At 51.7% G+C, this 20,324-nt stretch carries 16 protein-coding genes; 5 read left to right on the forward strand and 11 right to left on the reverse strand.

Features of this window, described 5'->3' with window-relative positions; genetic code table 11:
* Positions 1–101 precede the first annotated feature (101 nt).
* The 5 genes from EJQ19_RS24800 to EJQ19_RS24820 form a co-directional block, all read right to left on the reverse strand.
* Positions 102–1,445: an ABC transporter substrate-binding protein gene (locus EJQ19_RS24800; RefSeq protein WP_126143924.1), complete on the reverse strand. Its 1,344-nt coding sequence runs from the start codon at positions 1,443–1,445 to the stop codon at positions 102–104.
* A gap of 36 nt (positions 1,446–1,481) precedes the next feature.
* Positions 1,482–2,321, reverse strand: coding sequence for a carbohydrate ABC transporter permease (locus EJQ19_RS24805; protein WP_126143925.1), 840 nt, complete (start codon positions 2,319–2,321; stop codon positions 1,482–1,484).
* Between the two features lie 7 nt (positions 2,322–2,328).
* Positions 2,329–3,246, reverse strand: a complete 918-nt coding sequence (locus tag EJQ19_RS24810) for a carbohydrate ABC transporter permease (protein WP_126143926.1) — start codon at positions 3,244–3,246, stop codon at positions 2,329–2,331.
* Between the two features lie 93 nt (positions 3,247–3,339).
* Entirely contained in the window at positions 3,340–4,938 is a 1,599-nt protein-coding gene (locus tag EJQ19_RS24815) for a response regulator transcription factor (protein ID WP_126143927.1), read from the reverse strand.
* A complete protein-coding gene (locus tag EJQ19_RS24820) occupies positions 4,931–6,742 on the reverse strand; it encodes a cache domain-containing sensor histidine kinase (RefSeq protein WP_126143928.1) in 1,812 nt (603 codons plus the stop codon). The genes EJQ19_RS24815 and EJQ19_RS24820 overlap by 8 nt, the downstream gene beginning before the upstream one ends.
* A gap of 226 nt (positions 6,743–6,968) precedes the next feature.
* On the opposite strand from EJQ19_RS24820, the gene EJQ19_RS24825 reads away from it, so the two are divergent.
* From EJQ19_RS24825 to EJQ19_RS24845, 5 genes are all read left to right on the forward strand, one after another.
* Positions 6,969–7,367 (forward strand): VOC family protein, encoded by a 399-nt coding sequence (locus EJQ19_RS24825; RefSeq protein WP_126143929.1) that lies wholly within the window; start codon positions 6,969–6,971, stop codon positions 7,365–7,367.
* A 358-nt stretch (positions 7,368–7,725) separates the two neighbouring features.
* Positions 7,726–9,414: a glycosyl hydrolase gene (locus EJQ19_RS24830; protein WP_126143930.1), complete on the forward strand. Its 1,689-nt coding sequence runs from the start codon at positions 7,726–7,728 to the stop codon at positions 9,412–9,414.
* 61 nt (positions 9,415–9,475) lie between these two features.
* Positions 9,476–9,793 (forward strand): hypothetical protein, encoded by a 318-nt coding sequence (locus EJQ19_RS24835; protein WP_126143931.1) that lies wholly within the window; start codon positions 9,476–9,478, stop codon positions 9,791–9,793.
* A 142-nt stretch (positions 9,794–9,935) separates the two neighbouring features.
* The gene (locus tag EJQ19_RS24840; protein ID WP_241243076.1) at positions 9,936–13,034 is read left to right on the forward strand and encodes an ATP-binding protein; all 3,099 of its coding nucleotides are present in this window, start codon (positions 9,936–9,938) and stop codon (positions 13,032–13,034) included.
* 2 nt (positions 13,035–13,036) lie between these two features.
* Entirely contained in the window at positions 13,037–13,696 is a 660-nt protein-coding gene (locus EJQ19_RS24845; RefSeq protein ID WP_164716711.1) for a response regulator, read from the forward strand.
* A 42-nt stretch (positions 13,697–13,738) separates the two neighbouring features.
* On the opposite strand, the gene EJQ19_RS32675 is transcribed toward EJQ19_RS24845, so the two are convergent.
* From EJQ19_RS32675 to EJQ19_RS24875, 6 genes are all read right to left on the reverse strand, one after another.
* Positions 13,739–14,767, reverse strand: a complete 1,029-nt coding sequence (locus EJQ19_RS32675; protein ID WP_241243077.1) for a DUF402 domain-containing protein — start codon at positions 14,765–14,767, stop codon at positions 13,739–13,741.
* Positions 14,768–15,057: 290 nt separating this feature from the next.
* Positions 15,058–16,254, reverse strand: coding sequence for an enolase C-terminal domain-like protein (locus EJQ19_RS24855; RefSeq protein ID WP_126143933.1), 1,197 nt, complete (start codon positions 16,252–16,254; stop codon positions 15,058–15,060).
* A 24-nt stretch (positions 16,255–16,278) separates the two neighbouring features.
* The gene (locus tag EJQ19_RS24860) at positions 16,279–17,121 is read right to left on the reverse strand and encodes a carbohydrate ABC transporter permease (RefSeq protein ID WP_126143934.1); all 843 of its coding nucleotides are present in this window, start codon (positions 17,119–17,121) and stop codon (positions 16,279–16,281) included.
* Positions 17,108–17,989 carry a carbohydrate ABC transporter permease gene (locus EJQ19_RS24865; RefSeq protein ID WP_206438483.1) on the reverse strand — a complete coding sequence of 294 codons (882 nt, stop codon included), beginning with the start codon at positions 17,987–17,989 and terminating at the stop codon, positions 17,108–17,110. Before EJQ19_RS24865 ends, EJQ19_RS24860 begins: the two co-directional genes overlap by 14 nt.
* A gap of 79 nt (positions 17,990–18,068) precedes the next feature.
* A complete protein-coding gene (locus tag EJQ19_RS24870; RefSeq protein ID WP_126143935.1) occupies positions 18,069–19,433 on the reverse strand; it encodes an ABC transporter substrate-binding protein in 1,365 nt (454 codons plus the stop codon).
* A 152-nt stretch (positions 19,434–19,585) separates the two neighbouring features.
* Positions 19,586–20,290, reverse strand: coding sequence for a FadR/GntR family transcriptional regulator (locus EJQ19_RS24875; RefSeq protein WP_126143936.1), 705 nt, complete (start codon positions 20,288–20,290; stop codon positions 19,586–19,588).
* Positions 20,291–20,324: the final 34 nt, after the last annotated feature.

Raw genomic sequence — 20,324 nt, forward strand, 5'->3', positions numbered from 1 at the left:
GCTGCACGCCCGGGCCGATGCTGTTCCCGCCTCCCCAACACGCCTCGCCAATGCTCAAAACGGGCTGCCGCCCGGCAGCCCGCTTCCTTTCACTACAACGCTTACTTATTATCGTTGAAAATCTTCACCGCACCGGTATAGAAGTCGCCCACGCCTTTTTTCACGTCTTTTTTACCGAAAGAGATCTCCTGGATCGTCGTATCGAGCAATTTGGAGTACTCCGTGAAGCCCGGCGGGTTGTACGTGAATTTGATGCTTTGGGTTTTGTTCGCCTCGGACACGCGGTTCAGATAGTCGTAGATGATTTGCTCGACCGGGTTCGCGTCTTTCTTGAGCAGATCGCGCATCGCCGTCGTCACCGGCACACCGCGGTCGTTGCCGAGGATTTTGGCGGCATCCGGGTCGTTGATCCAGAAGCTCATGAGCTGCGCGACTTCTTTCGGATGTTTCGTTTTCGCGTAGCCGGACAAGCCCTGGCTGGATTCAAAGGCAACGGCGTTGCTGCCGTTCTCGCCTTTAGGCACTTGCAACAGCGTGAGCTGGTCTTTGATCAGGTTCTGGTGCGCCACCAGCTGATTGGAAGGAATGAGGCCCATCGCAACTTTGCCTGTGACGATCAGCGATTTGCTGGTGTCGCCCGGCGGGTTGGACACTTGCAGCTCCGGCGTCACCATGCCGCCGTTTTTGCGGAGGTCCGCCCAGTAGCCGAACCATTTCTCGGCGTCAGCTTGGTCGAAGCCTACGCTCTTTTTGTCCATATCGTAGACGACCTTACCGAGCTGGCCCATGAAAATGCCCATGCCGTCATTCGTGTAATCATACGTGCCGTAGTAGCCAGCGCCGAGCTTGTCGGAAATTTGCTTGGAGATGGAGGCGTAGTCCGCCCACGTCCACGTATCCTGCGGCAGCGGGATGCCCGCTTTTTTGAACATTTCCGTGTTCACGACGATCCCGCGTGCGTTGGCGCCTGCCGAGATGTGGTACAGCTTGTTTTTGAACGTGCCGTACGTAATCATCGATTTGTCCATGTCGCTCAGATTCAGCTCTTTGCCGACATACGGGCTCATATCGAGCAGTACGTCCTTGTTCACATAGTCGATCACGTTGCCGCCAAGAAAGAAGACGTCCGGAGCCGTGCCGGAAGCAATCATGGTATTCAACTTGTCAAAATACCCGGAGCTTGGCGCGAACTCACCGACAACTTTGATGTTTGGATTCTTTTTCTCGAAAACGCGCAGCGCTTCATTCGTCTTATCCGCCCTCTTCTGGTCGCCCCACCACATGATGCGAAGCTCGACTGGTTCCTGCAATTTCGCCGCAGCTGTCGCTGCTGCCGTAGACGGTGCGGAAGAAGCACTGCCCTCTGTTGAACCGCCAGAGCTGCATCCAACCGCCATCGTCGTCAATACCGCTAATGAGGCTAACAAGCCCATTTTCTTCTTCATACCTTCATCCCCCTAGATCAAATATATAGCTTGGAGTTACTTAAGCCCAGTCGTTGAGATACCTTCGAGAAAATAACGCTGCAAGGAAAAGAAGATGGTCAATACCGGCGCCAAGGACAGCACCGACATCGCGAGCAAAGCGCCCCAATCGGATTGGCCCGACGGATCGAACAAGGAGCGGATACCAAGCTGCACAGTAAACAACTGCACGCGGTTCAGATAGATCATTTGGCTAAAAAAATCGTCCCATGCCCACATAAACGTGAAAATTGCGGTTGTGATCAGCGCCGGCACCATTAAGGGAAGCACGATGCGCCAGTAAATATGCACCTGCGAGCAGCCGTCGATCGTCGCGCTTTCGTCGAGTTCTTTCGGAATGCCCCGGATGAACTGCACCATCAGCATGATGAAGAAGGAGTCGTGGGCCAGCCATTTCGGTACGATCAGCGGCAAGTACGTGTTGATCCACGCCAGCTTGTTGTACACGATATATTGCGGCACCAGTGTGACGTGGTACGGCAGCATGATCGTGAGGAGCATGACACCGAACCAGAACTTTTTGAACTTGAACTCCAGCCGGGCAAAAGCGAATGCCGTCAGCGAACACGTAATTAGGTTGCCCAGCACAGAGAGAACTGAAATCTCCGCCGAGTTGGCGAAAAACCGACCGAACGAAATGCCCTGCAGTCCTTTCCAACCATCCCGATAGTGCTCGAATGTAAACTCTTTAGGCCACAGGCTCGTGTCTGAGAAGATGAGCGTATTCGGCTTAAACGAGGCGCTGATCAGCCACAGCACCGGGTAGAGCATCAGCAGGCCGATGAGAATGATGAAGGTGTGTCTGGCGATTTTGCCGTAAGCGATTCCATTTACCATGATGTGATCACCTCCCCTCGTCTTTGCCGTCGCCGTAGAACACCCAGTATTTCGAGGTCACAAACACGATGGCCGTAAAGATGGCGATAATGACGAGCAAGATCCAGGCCAGCGCCGAGGCATAACCCATGTCGAAGAAGGAGAACCCTTTTAGATAGAGGTACAAGGTGTAGAAAAGCGTCGAGTTGATCGGCCCCCCGCGCCCGTCTCCGATGACGTACCCCGGTGTGAACACCTGGAAGGAGCCGATAATCGTCATGACGAGGTTGAAGAAAATAACCGGCGACAGGAGCGGAAGCGTGATGCGGAAAAAGCTTCGCACTTTGCCTGCGCCGTCCACCTCGGCCGCCTCGTACAGCTCCGCCGGCACCTGCTTAAGCCCCGCCAGGAAAATAACCATCGCTGACCCGAACTGCCAAACGGAAAGCCCGACGATCGCGTAGAGAATATAGTCGGGATTGGCGATCCACGCCGGTCCTTTGATGCCGAACAGGCTGAGCCCGAGATTGAACAACCCGTCCCCGTCAAACAGCTTCCGCCAGACGATGGCGATGGCCACGCTCCCGCCAAGGAGCGAAGGAAGGTAGTAGACGGTGCGGTAGACGCCGAGCGCCTTGATCCCTTTATTCAGAATGATCGCCACGCCAAGCGCGAATACAAGCCGGAGCGGAACCGCCAGGAGGACGTAACGAAACGTAGTCAGCATCGAATGCCGGAACGATTCATCCTCCGTAAATATCCGGGTGTAGTTGTCCACACCGATCCATTTAGGCGTGTTGAGCAGGTTATATTTGGTCAGCGAGAGATATAAAGAGCCGATCATCGGGCCCAGCGTGAGGCCAAACAAGCCGATCAGCCAAGGGAGTAGAAATAAATACGCGGTGCCGTTATGCCGCCATACTGCGGATGACTTGCGCGACGCCATGGTCATGACCTCCTGCCATGTAACAAAATATGCTTACCCCGCAGCATTTCGGCTGCAAAATAAGCATACAAGTTTCGGCGAACGATCAGAATCTCATTTCTTCGGCAGTTCGCTATCACTTTTTTCGTTTTTGCGTTGGGCGCGATATTCGGAGGGCGAGAGGCCGTACTGCTTCTTGAATTTAGACGAGAAGTAGCTCGCATTGGCAAAACCCGTCAGCTCCGCAATGTCCCAGAGGGACAGCGCCGTCTCCTCCAGCAGCCGCACCGCATGCGTCATCCGCACGTCATTCAGATACTGAATAAAAGTCACGCCCACCTTGGCCTTAAAAAGCTCTGAAAAATACGACGGATAATAGTTGAACCGCTCCGCCAGCAGCGTCAAATTCAGTTCATACATGTAATGGCTGTCGATGAACTGCTTCACGGCCTGGAAGCCGGATTCCTCACTCGTTCGGCGCTGAATGCGCTGCGCCATTTCGACCAGGAACTGCTCCGCCCGCTCCACCGTGTGGAAGCCCAGTACGAGATCCGGGCGCATCCACAGCTCATCCTTGCGGTCAAGCTCGACGCCGGATTCGTGCGCAGCCGCTTCGATGCCGAGGTACAGCCGGAAGATGATCTTTACAAAATAGGCCTGCGAGACGCCGAACGCCTTCTCCAGCTCCTGGCGCACGGTGCGCTGGAACGCCGCCATGTCGCCCTTCAGCAAAATCATCCGCGGCTTCTGGAACGCCTCCTCGTGCAGAGCCTCGGGCTCCGCACCCTCGCCTTTCAGCGACGCGCCACCTTTCGTCTCGGTTAGGTTCCACGCCAGCAGCGCGGACATGTAGCCCTCACGCCAGCTTGAGAAGCCCTCTATCGGGCTGCCGATGCCGATGGCCGGCTCCGCAGACAAATACTGAACGACAAGCGAGCGCAGCTTATCCGCCAACTGTTGGCAGACTTCCCCCTGCTCCGGCACGATGAGATGCAGCAGTCCGGGGTAGCTGGCGTCCTTGAAGGTGAGCAGCGGCGGCTCCGACTGATCGGCAAATTCCTTGCAGATCAGCTCAAACGGCAGGCGCAGCTTATTCGGCGTGCGCTCCCCGCAGTCCGGCTGCGCGGTACGCTCCCGCAGGCCGATCGTGAGGATGCGCACGCGCAGGGCGTCCCACGCCTCGAGCTCAAACAGCTTGGCGCGGTCGCGCACCGCCTGGGCGTGCTCCCGCTCCTCTTTGACAATCTGGACGACGAAGTGTTCCTTCATCTCTTGGTAATACTGCGTAAGCCGCCAGGCCATGCTTTCCTGCTGCTGGGATTGACGCCGCTCCTGGTCAAGCTCGCGCGTCACCTTCTGGAGCGCCTCCTCCAGCTCGTCCTTGGACACCGGCTTGAGCAAATAATCCCGTACTTGGCTGCGCACCGCCGCCCGAGCGTAATGAAAGTCCTCGTAGCCCGTCAGCACAAGGGTTCTTAATTCCGGATGCCGCTCGCGGCACGCTTCCAGGAACGACACCCCGTCCATCATCGGCATGTTCATATCCGTGATGACGATGTCGATGGCGCCGCAGGCCGTCTCCAGTGCTTTGAGTGCCTCGCTGCCGTTGCCCGCCTCTCCGACGATACGGAGCCCCAGGCGTTCCCAGTCCACCTTCATCATGATACCTTTGCGGATTTCCGGTTCGTCGTCGACGATCATTACGTTATACATGGGTCGTTCCCTCCTTAATCGGCAGGCTGAGCTCGATTTCCGTGCCGTGGTCGGCTTCCTCTCGGCTTGTACGGATCGTATATACGAAGCCTTGGCCGTAATAGAGCGCGCAGCGGGCGAGCACGTTGCGCAGGCCGATCTGCCCGGCACCGCGGCTTAACACGTCGTTAAGCCGGGAGTGCGCCGTCTCTTCGTAGAGATGCTCCGTCAGCCCGACGGGCATTCCCGGCCCGTTGTCCTTGACGCTGAGCACAATGCGCTCCGGTTCCACCGTTACCGCGATGCGCACCTTCGCCGTTTCCTGCATCGCAAAGCTGTATTTGACCGCATTTTCGACCAACGGTTGAAGAATGAATTTGACGATCTGCCGGCCTTCCGGCGGACCTTGGGTGTCGATCGAGATGTGCAACCGCTCTCTGAAACGGATGTCCAGTATGGCGAGATAGTGCTTGAGATACGCCAGTTCCTCCCGGAGCGAGACCAGGTCCTCGTTGCTGTTCAGGGAGAAGCGCATCATTTTGCCCAGGGACTCAATGACTTTCACGCTGTCGTCGGTACGCTGCTGCATCGAGAGGCTGCTCAGGAGTTCTAAGGTGTTAAACAGAAAGTGCGGATTAATCTGCATCAGCAGCGCCTTATATTCCGCTTGCTGGCGGAGCAGCTTTTGCTCAAACTCCGTTTGAATATGGTGCCGGAGCTGCTGCACCATCGTACGGAACGAGGAGGTCACGAACGCGACCTCGCTCTGGACAACGCCCTCGGCCGCGATGCTTTTCTCGGCGATGGAGAACTCGCCTTTTTGCACGTAGCGCATGGCGGATGTGAGCCGCGAGAGCGGCTTGGTGATGCCGTATGACAGCCACGTCGCCAATAGAATCGCCGCTACAAGCAGGAACGAGGCGAACACAATAATCGTCGAGCGCAGCTTGTACAGCTTGGCGTACAGATCCGTTTCCGGGACGAAGCCGACGAGCATCCAGTTGTTTGGCTTGAGCTTTTTGTATACCATAATGTCCGTGTCGCCGGAGCCGCCCCGGATATTGACAACGCCTTGCCTGGAGCTGCTTTGGCGGACGCGGTCCACTTCTTTTACCGCCTCCGCATGCGTGGCGTACTGCTCTTGGGACAGAATCGGGCTGCCCTCCTGGTCGAGGAGAAAGATCGTCCCCTTTTCGCCAAGGTGGATGCGATTCAGCGGCTCGAGAAAGAAGTCTGCGCCCACGTTGATCTTCATCACCGTCTGCGCACGTGCCGGCTCGAAATCGTTTACAGGCAACAGCAGGCTTAAGAACGGATACGGCCGCGACCGCTTGATTTCCAAATCATCCGTATGCGCGGACACCCAGTGGTTATCCCTTGTCACAAAATCGTTGTACCAAGGGGACTGCCGATACGACCAACCGGTCGAGATATCATTGTTATCACTGACAATCAGGCCATCCTTGCGATAGAGCGACACGGATGAGACGCCAGAATAACTGTTGACCGCATGCGTGAGAAACTTGCTCATCTGGATGTTCGCGAGCATTTTCTCGCCACTCGAAATAGCGGGATCGAGCTGAACGTGGTCCCAATTTTTCGTCTCTTCACTGTTGTAGACGAGCGACGCCAGATCATACATCTGCAGCGCTGCCGTGCTGACGAAAGAGCCGTATTCATCCATTTTCTCCAATGCAGAAGTTTCAATATAAGAACGAATCGTAGCGCGCGATTCGCGGAATAGCAGCAGCGACATTGTGCCGAACGAGAAGACTAGCAGCACGACGAAGAACGCAATTAGGCGGTTTTTCAGTGAGTAAAACACGGGATGCCTCCCCTTCCTGTTCCCAGACAAAATTGTTGCTATCTATTCTACACGTTTGGTTGGGGGAAGCGTTATCACATTTTTCGGAAAAGGACAATCAGCCTTTTCGGATATTGTTCCACTGCCTTCGGGGCGGTACACCTGCCAAATAAACTTATATTTCAAGTAGGAATGGAAACCCTGTCTATAGAAGAATTCATATAAAACCAAAACTTAGGAGGCAACCATGGGAAGAGTTGTTCATTTTGAGATTCATGTGAGTGATATGGAGCGTGCCAAAGCTTTTTACGGCGAGATTTTCGGATGGAAATTCGAGGACTGGAGCGAATATGCCGGGATGCCTTACTTCGGCGCCGTTACAGGCGATGGAGAGGAAATGGGCATCAACGGCGCGCTGATGCAGCGGCATGGCGCAGCACCGCAGCCCGGTCAGGCGCTGAGCGGCTACGCCTGTACGATCGGCGTCGGCGACTATGATGCGACGGAAGCGGCCATCCTTCGGCATGGCGGCACCGTCGCCCTGCCGAAATATGCGCTGCCCGGCATGGCGTGGCAGGGGTACTACATCGACCCGGAAGGCAATCTGTTCGGGATTCATCAGCCGGATAAGGATGCCGGTAAGTAAAGATTACCTATCAATGAGCTGCCCGCCGTTCTGGCGGAGCAGCTTTTTTCATCTTCAGAATCAAGCCCCTGCAGATGCTCGCCCTCATATATTCCACTAAATTCCAAAGATACCTTTCTAGCACCTTTCAATTTTCGGAATAACTCTCGCTATTTTGCAGGCAACGCTCATAGGGTTCAAAATTTTGAAACTCTTTCCTAAAATATTCAAACCATCTGCGTGTTCCCGTCTTCTACAATAAACTATAGCTGAACGAAGGAGGCGATCTACCTACCCTTGCAAGTTGCATGCTTCATTTTATGAAAGCCCTTGCAAATAGAAAGTTGAGTCCCTGTAAAAATGAAGGAGGAATACCATCATGTTAAAAAAATGGATGACCAGACTGCTCACCATTCCGCTGCTGACCACCTTGCTCGCTTCCAGCTTGCCCTGGCTTGGCGGCGCTACGGCTCATGCGGCAACCCCGGTAAATCCGAGTGCAACGCAGGCAGTAACGGATGTGCTGAATTATTTTGATACGGTGCAAGCCAATAATCAGATTATCTCCGGCCAGTATGTGCGTGGGCAAAATTACAATTATCTCGAAACCGACCACTTGTACAATTTGACGGCCAATACACCAACAGCCGGCACACCTGGCAAATATCCAGCGATGATCGGCTACGATTTTTATTACAAGGCAACCAACCTGGCGGATCTAAGCGATTGGCGAACCTTCATCGTCGATCATGCTACGGAATACTGGAAAAAAGGCGGCCTCGTCACGATCTCCTGGCACGAAACGAATCCGAAGGATACTATCCCGGATGACGGGGGCTGGACCAGCGTGAATAGTTCGCTGACACAGGCTGAGTTTGACGATCTCGTAACGCCGGGGACGGCTCTTTATAACAGCTGGCTGTCGCATATCGATACGATTGCCGGCTACCTCAAGGCGCTGCGCGATCAAGGGGTTGTCGTGCTTTGGCGGCCCTATCATGAGATGAACATCGGTTTCTGGTGGAGCGGCAAACCCGCCGACTACAAGAAGCTGTGGCAAAACATGTACGACCGCTTCACGAATTATCACGGCTTGAACAACCTGATCTGGGTGTGGGCGCCAGGCAAGGATCCGTACAATAGTGTTACCAGCAGCTATTTCCCAGGCGCTGCATATGTAGATCTCGGCGGTGCCGACATCTACGTCCAAAGCCGTACAGATGGAAAATTCGCCGGCGCGAGCAGTGAACTCACCTCCGTCTTGGGCAGCAAACGGTACGGCTTGTCCGAGGTCGGCCTGCTCCCGGCGGAAAGCCTTATTCCGAACTGGGACTATACCTGGTTCCTCACTTGGGCCATTGGCTGGGCCGACAATGATTTCTACGGCTACCCCTCAGCAAATGGACCTGGCAATATGCCGAGTGAGATCAGAAACTTTTATAACAACCCCTTCACGATCACCCGCTCCCAAGTCCCTGCTTTCGGCAGAACGATCGTCCCGGAAACGATCATTTTCAAAGATGCGATGAACGGCTACTCGGCAGCCGGGGTTTCCCCTTCCAACTGGACGACCGTGACAACGGGCGGAACCGTCACTGTGGAAAATGAACCTACCGTAGGATTAGCCGGCAAAGACCGCAGTATGAAAATCAATAAAACGAGCACAACCAATGCCGCGACCGCCGAGAGATCATTTACGCCGCAGACCGGGATCGTAACGTTTAAAGCCTCGTTGCGCACACAGGATACCAACTGGAAGGATTTTATCGTCTACGATAGCGCAAATGTCGCCGCTCTCCATGTGGGACTGCAAGGGAACTATTTGAAGGTATATGACGGCAGCAGCCTGATCAGCGTTGCACCTATCACGACTGCCAAATGGTACGATATCAAAGTCGTCATGAATACCACGACGAAAAAGTTCGATCTATACGTCAACGGCGTGAAGAAAGCGAACCAATTCAATTTTAAAAATGCTGCTGCAACCGATGTCGCACGCTTGAAAGTTGGCGTAGCCGCAGACCAGACAGGTACGTATTACATGGACAATGTGTTTATTATGAAGTAAAGACACCACCGGCTAGGCTCCTGCATAGGATAATCCCAAATCATCCTGTGGAGGAATTGCCATGAACCAACCCTTGCTTCAGCCTCAGCAAACCCTATACCAAGCTGATCCGGCCCTCTCTAAGCACGTCAAAGACGTGCAAGATAAGCTGTATCATTTGTGCCATGAACATGTCACCCGCCCTGTGCGCGTCCAGATGATGAACGGGCAAGTGCATGAGGGCGTCATCGTACAGGTTGACGAAGGTCATTTGTACCTGCATGTGTCAAGCACAAGTGCGCGTGCCTTCGGCAATCCGTGGGTACCCAATCCTTGGGTGCAGCCAAATGTTATCCTGCCGCTGGTGCTGTATAACTTGTTGGTCATCTCGTTGTTATAAGAGGCCCGAACCCCATGAAAAAGGCGCTCCGCCTACGTCGGCGAAGCGCCTTTCATAGTGCCTGATCACGGCACAGGTATGCCGGTGTATCGTGGCATGCGGATCGATAGACCCCATCGTAAAGGCAGGAATTCGGCAGCTTTTGTCGAACTATATAGGAATTATGACGAAACGTAAAATAACGCTGATTCTTATATTGGTTCTATTCTTGCTTACCGGTCTGCGCCTGCTGTGGGTGTCCCGGCATATGGATCCTCCTCATCCGCCGGCCGTGCAGGGGGTCATCGATTTGCGGAACTGGGATTTTGCCAGCACTCGAACCATCGCCTTGGAGGGGGAATGGGCGTTTTATCCTGGGCAATGGCTGTTCCCCCAGGCCACAGCGAGCGCTGAGCCTCTGCTGCAACCGAGCCTGCTGCATGTCCCCGGCCGTTGGAATTCAGCCATGCCGGACGGCTCCTCTTACGGCTATGGCACGTATCGGCTGCGTATTTTGGTCGACCAGCAGCCTGGTTTTTCTTATGGACTGATCGTCCCTAACATTCGCACCTCCTCGGAATTGTTCGTTAACGGCACGTCCCTCATGAAACTGGGGCAGCCAGCCGAACAGGCGGAACGCTATGAAGCGAAAACCCTTTCATACGCTACCTCATTTCAGACGAATGAACATGAAATCGAACTCGTTCTCCAGGTCGCCAACTATAAATATCCACCGGGGGGCGGTATCCTGCGGCCAATCCGACTGGGAAGTGCAGCTGCGGCCGAAAAGGAACGACTGGAACAAGTCGCTCTTCAGTTCGGATTTGCTGTTGTGATCGGTCTGCACGGGATATATGCCGGCTTACTCTTTCTATTTAACCGCCGCCAGAAGATGCCTGCCTATTTCTTTCTGCTTACCTTAGCCTTGATGCTATGCATTCTAATCGATGACGACAAGCTGCTGGTGCGAATGTTTCCGGCCATCAATTATGAGTGGACTGTGAAATTGGTGTATCTATCCTATACAGGAACAGGGATTTTCGTTCTAAAAATGACCGAAGGGTTATTTCCGCAAAATCGAAAGAACCGGCTATTTTATTGGTATTACCGCTGCTGCTTTGCCTATGTGCTCTTTGTTTTATTGGCCCCCGCCAAGCTACTGGTCGAATGCAATATCCTCTATACGCTGATCACGTTGTTCTCCACGATTTATGCGCCTGTCTATATGTTGAGAATGGCAAACAAACAGCATCGCGACGCTATTTACCTGTTGGTCGCGATTTCTGGGGTGACATCAAGCATTATTTGGGGCATTATCAAAAACCGGACTCACCTGGATTTCGGCTATTATCCTTTCGATATCTTCTTCGCGATCGTGAGCTTCGCCGCCTATTGGTTCAAACAGTATTTCTGGCATGCCGAGCAGGCGACCCGGTTGGCGCAGGAGCTTCAGCAAGCGGATAAAATGAAAGATGAATTCCTCGCCTCCACCTCGCGCGAATTAAGAACGCCGCTGCACGATATGATCAATATCGCTCAGTCTGTGCGGGAGAGAGGACAGGAAACTCCGGACAGGAAACATGATGCCGATCTGGAGCTGCTGATTACGATCGGTCACCGCCTGTCGTTCATGGTCAACGAATTGTCGGATCTTGTGCTCATTAAAGAGAATCGCCTCCTCCTTCGCTTGAACGAGCTGCGGCTTGCCTCCGTCGTTTCCGGTGTGCTGGACATGGTGCGATTCATGACGAGCAAGCCAATTCGCTTCGAAATGGACATTTCTGAGCCGTTCCCGCCTGTGATCGCAGACGAACAGCGCGTCATTCAGATCCTGTTCAGCCTGCTTCGGCATGCGATCAAGTTTACGAACGAAGGCACCGTTACGATAAAGGCCGAGGCTCGGGGACACATGGCGTATGTGCATATCGTCGATACTGGCGCAGGTTTGGATGCAGAAGCGCTGCAAAGCGTTTTCCAGCCCTATGCGCACGGAAGCGCCGGCAATGGCGAAGGGATGGGGCCGGGACTCAGCCTCTGCAGGCAGCTGATCCAGCTGCAAGGCGGGTCCTTGACGTTAGAGTCGCTAGCTGGCCAAGGGGCGACTTTTACTTTTACACTGCCTTTAGCCGAAAAAGCAGGCTCAACCGCAGCTGCAAGCCCACTATCCCCGCAGACAGGGGATATGTCCTACACCTTCCATAGCATGGAAGGTGCAACTACGCTGAAGCCTGGGCTCGGGCAAGACTCAGGGCGATTCCACATTTTGGCGGTCGATGACGACCCTGTTAATCTGGGCGTTCTCAGCGCCCTACTTTGGGAGGAACCTTATGAGATTACCGCGGCCTCGAGCGGTCAGGAAGCCATTGCCCGGCTGACGGAACGCCCTTGGGACCTGGTCATTGCGCATGTGATGATGCCGCATATGTCAGGCTATGAGCTGGCGAAGCGTATTCGCGAGCGGTATTCGAGCTTCGAGCTCCCGATTCTGCTGCTAACGGCACGCAGCGGAGCAGAGGACGTATACGCCGGCTTTGCTTCCGGCGCGAATGATTACGTCGCGAAGCCGACCGATGTCGTAGAGCTCCGGGCGAGAGTGCGTGCCCTGGTGACGCTCCGGCAGTCGGTCAGTCACAGTCTGCGGATGGAAGCCGCCTATTTGCAAGCGCAGATTCAACCGCACTTCTTGTTCAATGCATTAAATTCAATAACCGCTTTAAGCAGCGTCGACACGGATCAAATGAATGAGCTCATTGCGGCGTTCAGCGCGTATCTGCGCATCAGCTTCGATATGTGGAACCTGGAGCAGCTTGTGCCTCTCGCCAACGAGCTGGAGCTTGTGCGATCGTATCTGTTTATTGAACAAGCCCGATTTGCAGATCGGCTCACCGTCGATTGGCACGTGCAGGCAGACTTGCAGCAGCTCCTCCCGCCGCTCGTGCTGCAGCCTTTGATCGAAAATGCGGTCAAGCATGGATTGCTCAGCCGTTCTAAAGGAGGAACGCTGTCGATTCGGATCATGGAACAGTCCGATGTGATCCATATTGCGGTCGAAGACGATGGTGTCGGTATGGAAGAAGGGCACGTGCGCCAACTGCTGGATCCTGCGGCTAAGGGGCGCAGCGGCATCGGGGTGTGGAATACGAATCGGCGTTTGAAGCAAATGTACGGCGCCGGGCTCACGATCCACAGCCGTCCCGGCGAGGGGACACGGGTTTCTTTTGAAATCGTCAAAAGCCAGCATGAAACAAAGAAGGGGGGATGAACGTGCTTCGGGTACTTTTAATCGATGATGAGCGGCTTGCCTTGCTGCAGTTGGACAAAATGTTGACGGAACTGACCTCCCTTACCGTCGCGGCGGCGTATACAGACCCTGCTGAGGCGCTGCAAGCCGCCCGTCTGTCTCAGCCGGATATCGTCTTTCTGGATATTCATATGCCCGAGATTAATGGCATGCAGGTTGCGGATGAGCTGCTGCAGACGTGTCCATTGGCCGACATTATTTTCATGACGGCCTATGATGTGTATGCGATCGAAGCGTTCGAGATCAATCAGCTTGATTACGTGCTCAAGCCGTTGCAGCGCAGCCGCTTGCTTCAAACCGTTCAGCGGGTAGAGGAGAGGAAGGATCGAGCTCGCCGCGAGGTGGCGCCTCTGCCGGACATCCCCTGGCGCACGACGCAGGCGCAGGAGCTCTTCGCTTTTTTGTTCCAACATCACAACCGTTTGGTGAGTAAAGAGCTTTTAGCGGACACCTTCTGGCCGCAAAGTGAGCCGAAGAAGGCGGCTGCGCAGCTTTTCGGCGCCATGGCTCAGATTCGCCAATGCCTTCGGCAGGCAGGTGCTGCATTGAAGATTCGCTATGTGCATGACAGCGAAGCCTATGAGCTTTACACCCCGGACGTTATCCTTAACGTCGAGTCATAGAAAAGGCGAGCTGCGCGAGCTCGTCTTCTTGCATTTTGCTAGTCATACCTCTTGCGGTGCCTGGCTGACAAACCGTTCCATCGACCCGTCAAAAGGGAACTGCCTCGACGCAATCCTCGCCTGCAGCTTCGCCAACTCTTGCCATACGCGGTCCACCAGTTCAGGCGGATACCCGAATTTCAGCGTATGCTCCGCAAATTCATCCTCATCCACGATTTTCCAGACGCCGTCTCGATAGATAAGATCAAGATCCAAATCAATAAACGAAACCCCGTCCTGATCTAGCCGAGGCGGCTCGCAAATATTGCAATAATACTGGACAATCCGCCCGTCGGCAATGTCCGCACTGACAGTAAACCAGGCATCCAATGGAAAAAATTCAACCGTCCACCGATCGATCGTAAACGTCTTCCCCTTTGTATAGTGCCGCAGTTTCCGGCCGTGGTGCCCCAGCACGAAGAGATGAGCGTCTCCTCGTTCCAGCAGCGTCGTTTCCCAGTCGTAGTGCGGTCGGTTGCCGTATTTTAACGCGCGGATTGGGATCGTCGTGCCGTACCCAGCCAGCCATTTGGCGGCTTCGTCCAGAATCGTAAGATCGCGCATCAGCATAAAACGATCTGAGTAGTCTACGACATCCCGCAATGCCTCTGCCAGGCGCTCCCGGGCCTCCGGCAATGCCAACCAAGTCACCTGCATCCCTAGGGCAGCCTCCTGCCGAGTGAAGGACACAGGGCCGCCCACCGCTGTTGCTTTCGCGATGAAGCAGGCTGAATGCTGCATAAACGAATTGCGCCATTTATGCTCTTCGATATAGCCCAAGGCATGCACAATTTCCGCCGAGCAGCCGGTCTCCTCTTGAATCTCGCGCAGAAAGGCCTCTCGCGCGTCCTCCCCGGCTTCAATGCCTCCGCCAGGCAGCTTGAGCAGCCCTATCCGCGTCATGTCCATCATCGCCACGTTCCCGTCCTGATCCAGCAGAACACCTCTCGCGGCATAGCGCGAGACGCGATCCAGCAGCGTGAAGGCTCCGTTTTGTATGTCAAAGTCTGTGATTTTTCTGAGTGTTTGCATGGGGGTTCCCTTCCTCATTGATTACTATGGATTGGTAAGCTCACCATTGAAGACCTCAGCAAGCTGGACACACTCTATCAAACAAGAAAAGATCTGATCGTGTCAAGTTTATAGGGCCTTGAGTGTAATCAATGGGGAGCCGCTTCTAGTAGTTGTGAGAGGAATAACCTGCACCTAAGTCATCCAAATATATGCTTACCCCTACTGACCTACGACAAAAGACACCCAGGAGGGTGTCTTTAAGTACTTTATTGGAAGTGGGCCGTGGAAGCGGACCAAACTCTCTTCTATTAAGGGCGAGCCGAAGTACCGTCTGGCAAACGGGCTAGCGTCCACTTCGGCAGTACGTTCGAACATGGATATTTCTTTGCCTTTTCTTCATCGATATCGATGCCCAATCCAGGAAGATCATTCGGATACACATATCCGTCTTTCTCTTCAGGGCAGCCGGAGAATACTTCGTACACTTCTTCTTTAAACCCATTCCATTCCTGAATCCCAAAATTGATGCTGCTAATGTCCAAGTGAACATTTGCCGCATGTCCCACTGGCGAAACATCTCCTGGCCCATGCCATGCCGTTCGGATGCCAAAAGCCTCTGCCATCGAAGTCATTTTTTTAGCAGGCGTGATGCCGCCAACTTGGCTAATGTGTACACGGATAAAGTCTATCAACCGATTGGACATGAGCGGCAGCCATTCATTTGGGTTATTAAACAGTTCGCCCATGGCAATTGGCGTCACGGTGTGTTGACGAATGGTTCTGTACCATTCGATTTGTTCTGGCGGCAGCGCATCCTCCAAATAGAACAGATTGAACGGCTCCATTTGCTTCGCGAATGCCACCGCGTCAATCGGAGACAATCGTTCATGCACATCGTGAATAAATTCAATCTCCCAGCCAAGCTTCCCGCGCAAGTGTTCAAACAGCTCGACGATCCCTCTCATATACGCTTTTGGATCGTAATAGACGCCATCCAATGCGTTCTCAGGTTTAAAGATTCTTTGACCACGGCCGCCATACAATCCCATCTGACAGCGGATATACCGTACCCCTTGTTCCATAAATGCTCTTGCATTTTCCTCTACTTCTTCTTTGCTAGACCCATCGGCATGCTTGTAAATCGCAGCCCCTTCCCGGCATTTGCCACCTAGCAGCTGATAGACTGGCAATCCGGCAATTTTACCTTTTATATCCCACAACGCCATATCGACACCGGAAAGCGCATTGTTAAATTCCGGTCCATTCCGCCAATAACCGCTAACCATCGCTGTTTGCCAAATGTCCTCGATACGTTGCACGTCTTTTCCAATTAAAAAAGGCTTTAAGTAGTCTTCAATTGCTGACGCAACAGTCAAATATCTTTGGGTAAATGTCGCACACCCCAAGCCATAAAGGCCCGGTTCTGAAGTTTCAATTTTTACGACCACCAAGTTAATGCCTTCCGGGGCCGTCAATATTGTTTTTACATCGCGTATGGTAATCATTCTGTTTCTCCTATCCGAATATCTCTATTGTTTTACGGCACCTGCTGTCAAACTGCTGATAAAATATTTTTGCAGGAAGATAAAGAGGATGATTAACGGCAAGCTCGATAAAATAGATGCCGCCATTAAATCGTTCCATACAATTTTATAAAATCCGTTCAATTGTCCGATACCAATCGGTAAAGTTTTCATATTTTCAGAAGTCGTCAAAATAAAAGCGAACATATATTCATTCCAACCTACAATAAAGGAATAGATCGCGGTTGCCGCCAAACCTGGCAGCGACAGAGGCAGAATAATTTGTACAAATGTCCGGACTCGGCCGCAGCCATCGATCGTTGCCGCTTCATCCAACTCTTTGGGGATCCCCTTGAAAAAACCGAGCATTAGCCACGTGCAAAAAGGAACTGAAAAAGAGATATAAACCAGAATTAATCCCCAATGTGTATCCACCAGACCGATCGTTTTCAGAACTTTATAGAATGGAATCAGGAGCATAATGGATGGAAACATTTGTGTAACTAATAAAAAGGTCAGGAACGTCCCTTTTCCGCGAAACTGAAAACGTGATGCACCGTATCCTGCTAGTGCGGAGAACACCAGAGAAATACCAGTGGAAACTAAAACAATAATAATGCTGTTGTAGAAATACGTTCCGAAAGGATAGTCCTTCCATATTCTCGTGAACGCTTCAAAGGTGATATGTTCCGGTATCCATCTCGGTGGAGACACCATCACCTCATCCATCGGTTTCAGTGCCGTCGATAACATCCACAACACTGGAACGAGTACGCAGATAGAGGCAACTGCCAGTATCAAATACATGATCAGATTGAACATGCGTCCGTTTCCATTAGTCGTTGTCATTGCCGAACAGCCTCCTGTATAAGAATCCGATTAAGAAGCATACAAAGAACACGATAACTGCCATTGCTGCAGCTTTCCCGTAATCAAAGAATTGGAAGGCTTGTTTGAAGATATCAATGCTCACGACGTTAGTAGCGTCCCCTGGCCCACCTTCCGTCAGCAACCAAATCATGGTGAAATGTTTGAACCACCACACTGTATCCAGAATCAGTGTGACCACTATGACAGGAAGCAGCCCCGGCAACGTAACATAACGGAACGACTGCAGTCGATTACAGCCATCAATCTTGGCTGCCTCATAGGTGTCTTGCGAGATGGACTGAAGCCCGGCAAGAACCATCATCATCACCATCGGGTAACCCTTCCATACGCAAACAATAACAATGGCAATAAAGGCGTACGATGCATCGCCCAACCAAGAAACGGGATCATCGATCACATGAAGTCGTAACAGAAAGTCGTTAAAGAGGCCGTACATCGGATTGAATAACCATTTCCACAACAACCCGACCACAACTTCCGGCAGCAGCCAAGGGAGAATGAGAATCGTCCGAAAAACCGTTATACCTGGTAATTTCATATTCAGTATGAGCGCAAGAACAATGCCAATGGCGAAGTGGCCAAGTACGGTCAATAACGTGTATTTCAACGTCATGATAATATTGCCGACGAACTGGAAGGTTGAGAAAATATCTACATAATTGCTTAGTGCAACGAAATTCCATTTATTTACCAAGTTCGTATTGAAAAAACTTATGTAGGCTCCGTAAACCAAAGGATACGTTACCAACAATAAGAGTGTAATCGCAGCCGGAAGAATGAACCCATAAGCGGCCCACCACTCTTTCTTAACAATTGCGGTTTTCACTGTCCTCCTCCTTTCCAAACGTTTTCTGAAGAAGGAATCCCTTCCTCAGAAAACCAACGGGGAAAAAATACGTAAATTCTTATTTTCCTTCTTTTGCAATTAATTCATTTGCACGTGCTGCTGCTTTTTTCATCGCATCGTCAGCCGTCATTTTCGAGTTGGAAGCCAATAGGCCTTGATAAGCTTCGGCAACGATATCATAGAACTGTGAATACGTAGAAATCGTAGGCGCATGATAGGCGTATTGAAGCGCCTTAACGAATCCAGCCTTATCCGGCGCACTGAGCGATGGGCTGGATGCCAGTGCTACTTTCGTCGGCAGCGGGCCTGTACCATCGGCGAACTTAAGAGCGTTCTCATTGTTCAAGAGAAACTTGAGATAGTCTGCGATCGCTTCCTTGTTCTTGCTTGACGCTGAGACCGAATAACCAAGCAGCCCGAAAGTTGCAGAATGCTTTTCCTTCATCGGTACTGGGGCACTGTAGAGTTTGCCTTTTAGCTCTGGGTTTTGAGAAAGGATTGTACCAAGCGCATTCGGACCGCTAATCAACATAGCTGCCTTACCTGTGGCTACCATGCTGGCTGCTTCAGGGAAACCCGTTTCCGTTACTCCCGTCGGTACGACTTTGTATTTATTATTAAGATCGGCATAGAACTGAAGCGCATCCTTGGCTTTAGCCGAATCCAAATCCGTTACCCATTTACCATTTGCATCTTTGCGTACTTCTTCCGCACCAAAAGAGCGAAGAACCGGCAGGAAACGAGTTCCGCCTGAAGTGTTGCGCGTGCCAATCATGGCAAAGCCCCATTGATCCGGTTTACCATCACCATTTGTATCCTTGGTCAGCTTTTGAGCGGCGGCAAGGAAATCGTCCCAGGTTTCCGGAGCTTTCAGTCCTTCCTTGTCAAACATATCCGCACGATAAATCAAAGCCTGAGGCGTCGATGTCCATGGGATAAACTGCAATTTCCCGTCGATACTGGACTCTTCAATGACATTAGGATAGAACTCCTTCAAATAATCAGCGCCAAGAAGCTTCGTCAAATCCTCCGTGACATTCATACCGTAGGCGTTATACATATATTCCGGGGTGTTTGTAAAAGCATCCGGCATTTGGTCAGCCGCAGCGAGTACCGAAATTTTCTTATACATGTCATTCATCGGAATGCCCATAAACTCGATTTTGACATTGGGATGCAGTTTCATGTAAGCTTCTGCAATTTCTTTTTCGATATCTCCGCCAGGCTTTTCCGTCTGAGTTGCAGACATAATCGTCAAAGTGACGGGTTTGTTTTTATCTGCCCCTCCGGACACTTGCCCTGTAGTCGCTCCCTTTGCAGCATTATCCGTATTTGCTGCTTTGTCTGTATTCGAGGAACAACCCACAATGCTTGCACTTAAAACAACAGCCAACGACATCACTGAAACCCTTTTCATTTTCATACAACAACCCTCCAATATTTTTTTGAAAAATATATGTTAAAAGCTTAGAATTTCTATTTTTATGAGATCGGTAAAATTCTAAAGCTTAATAACCAAAGCTTTCCAACTGGTATGATGTAAGTTGTAATACAAGTTATATGTAAAAAGATAAATCAGCTTTTTTTGCTCTTCAATTGCTGTATTTTATGGCGATTTTCTTGCATGCCAAATTCAATTAACTCTTTTGCCTTTTGTGCATCCCTAGTACGAATGGCTTCATACTGGTCAATGTGCCCCTGCAAACTTTCCTCACTCACGCCAAAGACGCGGTTCAACTCTTCCAGATAGTAGGAAAACGGTTCCTTCACAACTTGCATAAGTTTAATGAACAAATCATTTTTTGAAGCCTTTACAATATTAAAATGGAATTCATAATCGTGAACGGAGTATTTCACGTAGTCATCTTTGTTGGCCAGCATTTTTTGCAGCGCTTTGCCAATTTCCTGAATATCCTGCTCATCGGCCCGTTGAACCGCCAAATCAATGCACTTGAACTCAATCGTTTCGCGGAACTCCATCATGTCCACAAACTCTTTCTCACTCAGGTTCATAATCGGGAAAAATCCATTAAGAATGACCTCATTGACCGAAGGAGAGACAAATGACCCTTTACCATGGTGCGTAGTAATAATCCCTAAACCTCTAAGTTTCTGAATTGCACTTCTCACACTAATTCGGCTCACATTAAACATCTGGCACAATTCATTCTCAGAAGGAATCTTGTCACCCGGTTTCCATTTGGAAGTAATAATGTGGCTTTTAATCTGATCGTACACCTCATCCACCACATTCTGCTTTTCGATGGCTCTTATCATCATCTTCACCTCCCAACTCGTAACTTGTAATACAAGT

Origin of the sequence: Paenibacillus whitsoniae (assembly GCF_003955665.1) — a bacterium.
Taxonomy (GTDB): domain Bacteria; phylum Bacillota; class Bacilli; order Paenibacillales; family NBRC-103111; genus Paenibacillus_E; species Paenibacillus_E whitsoniae.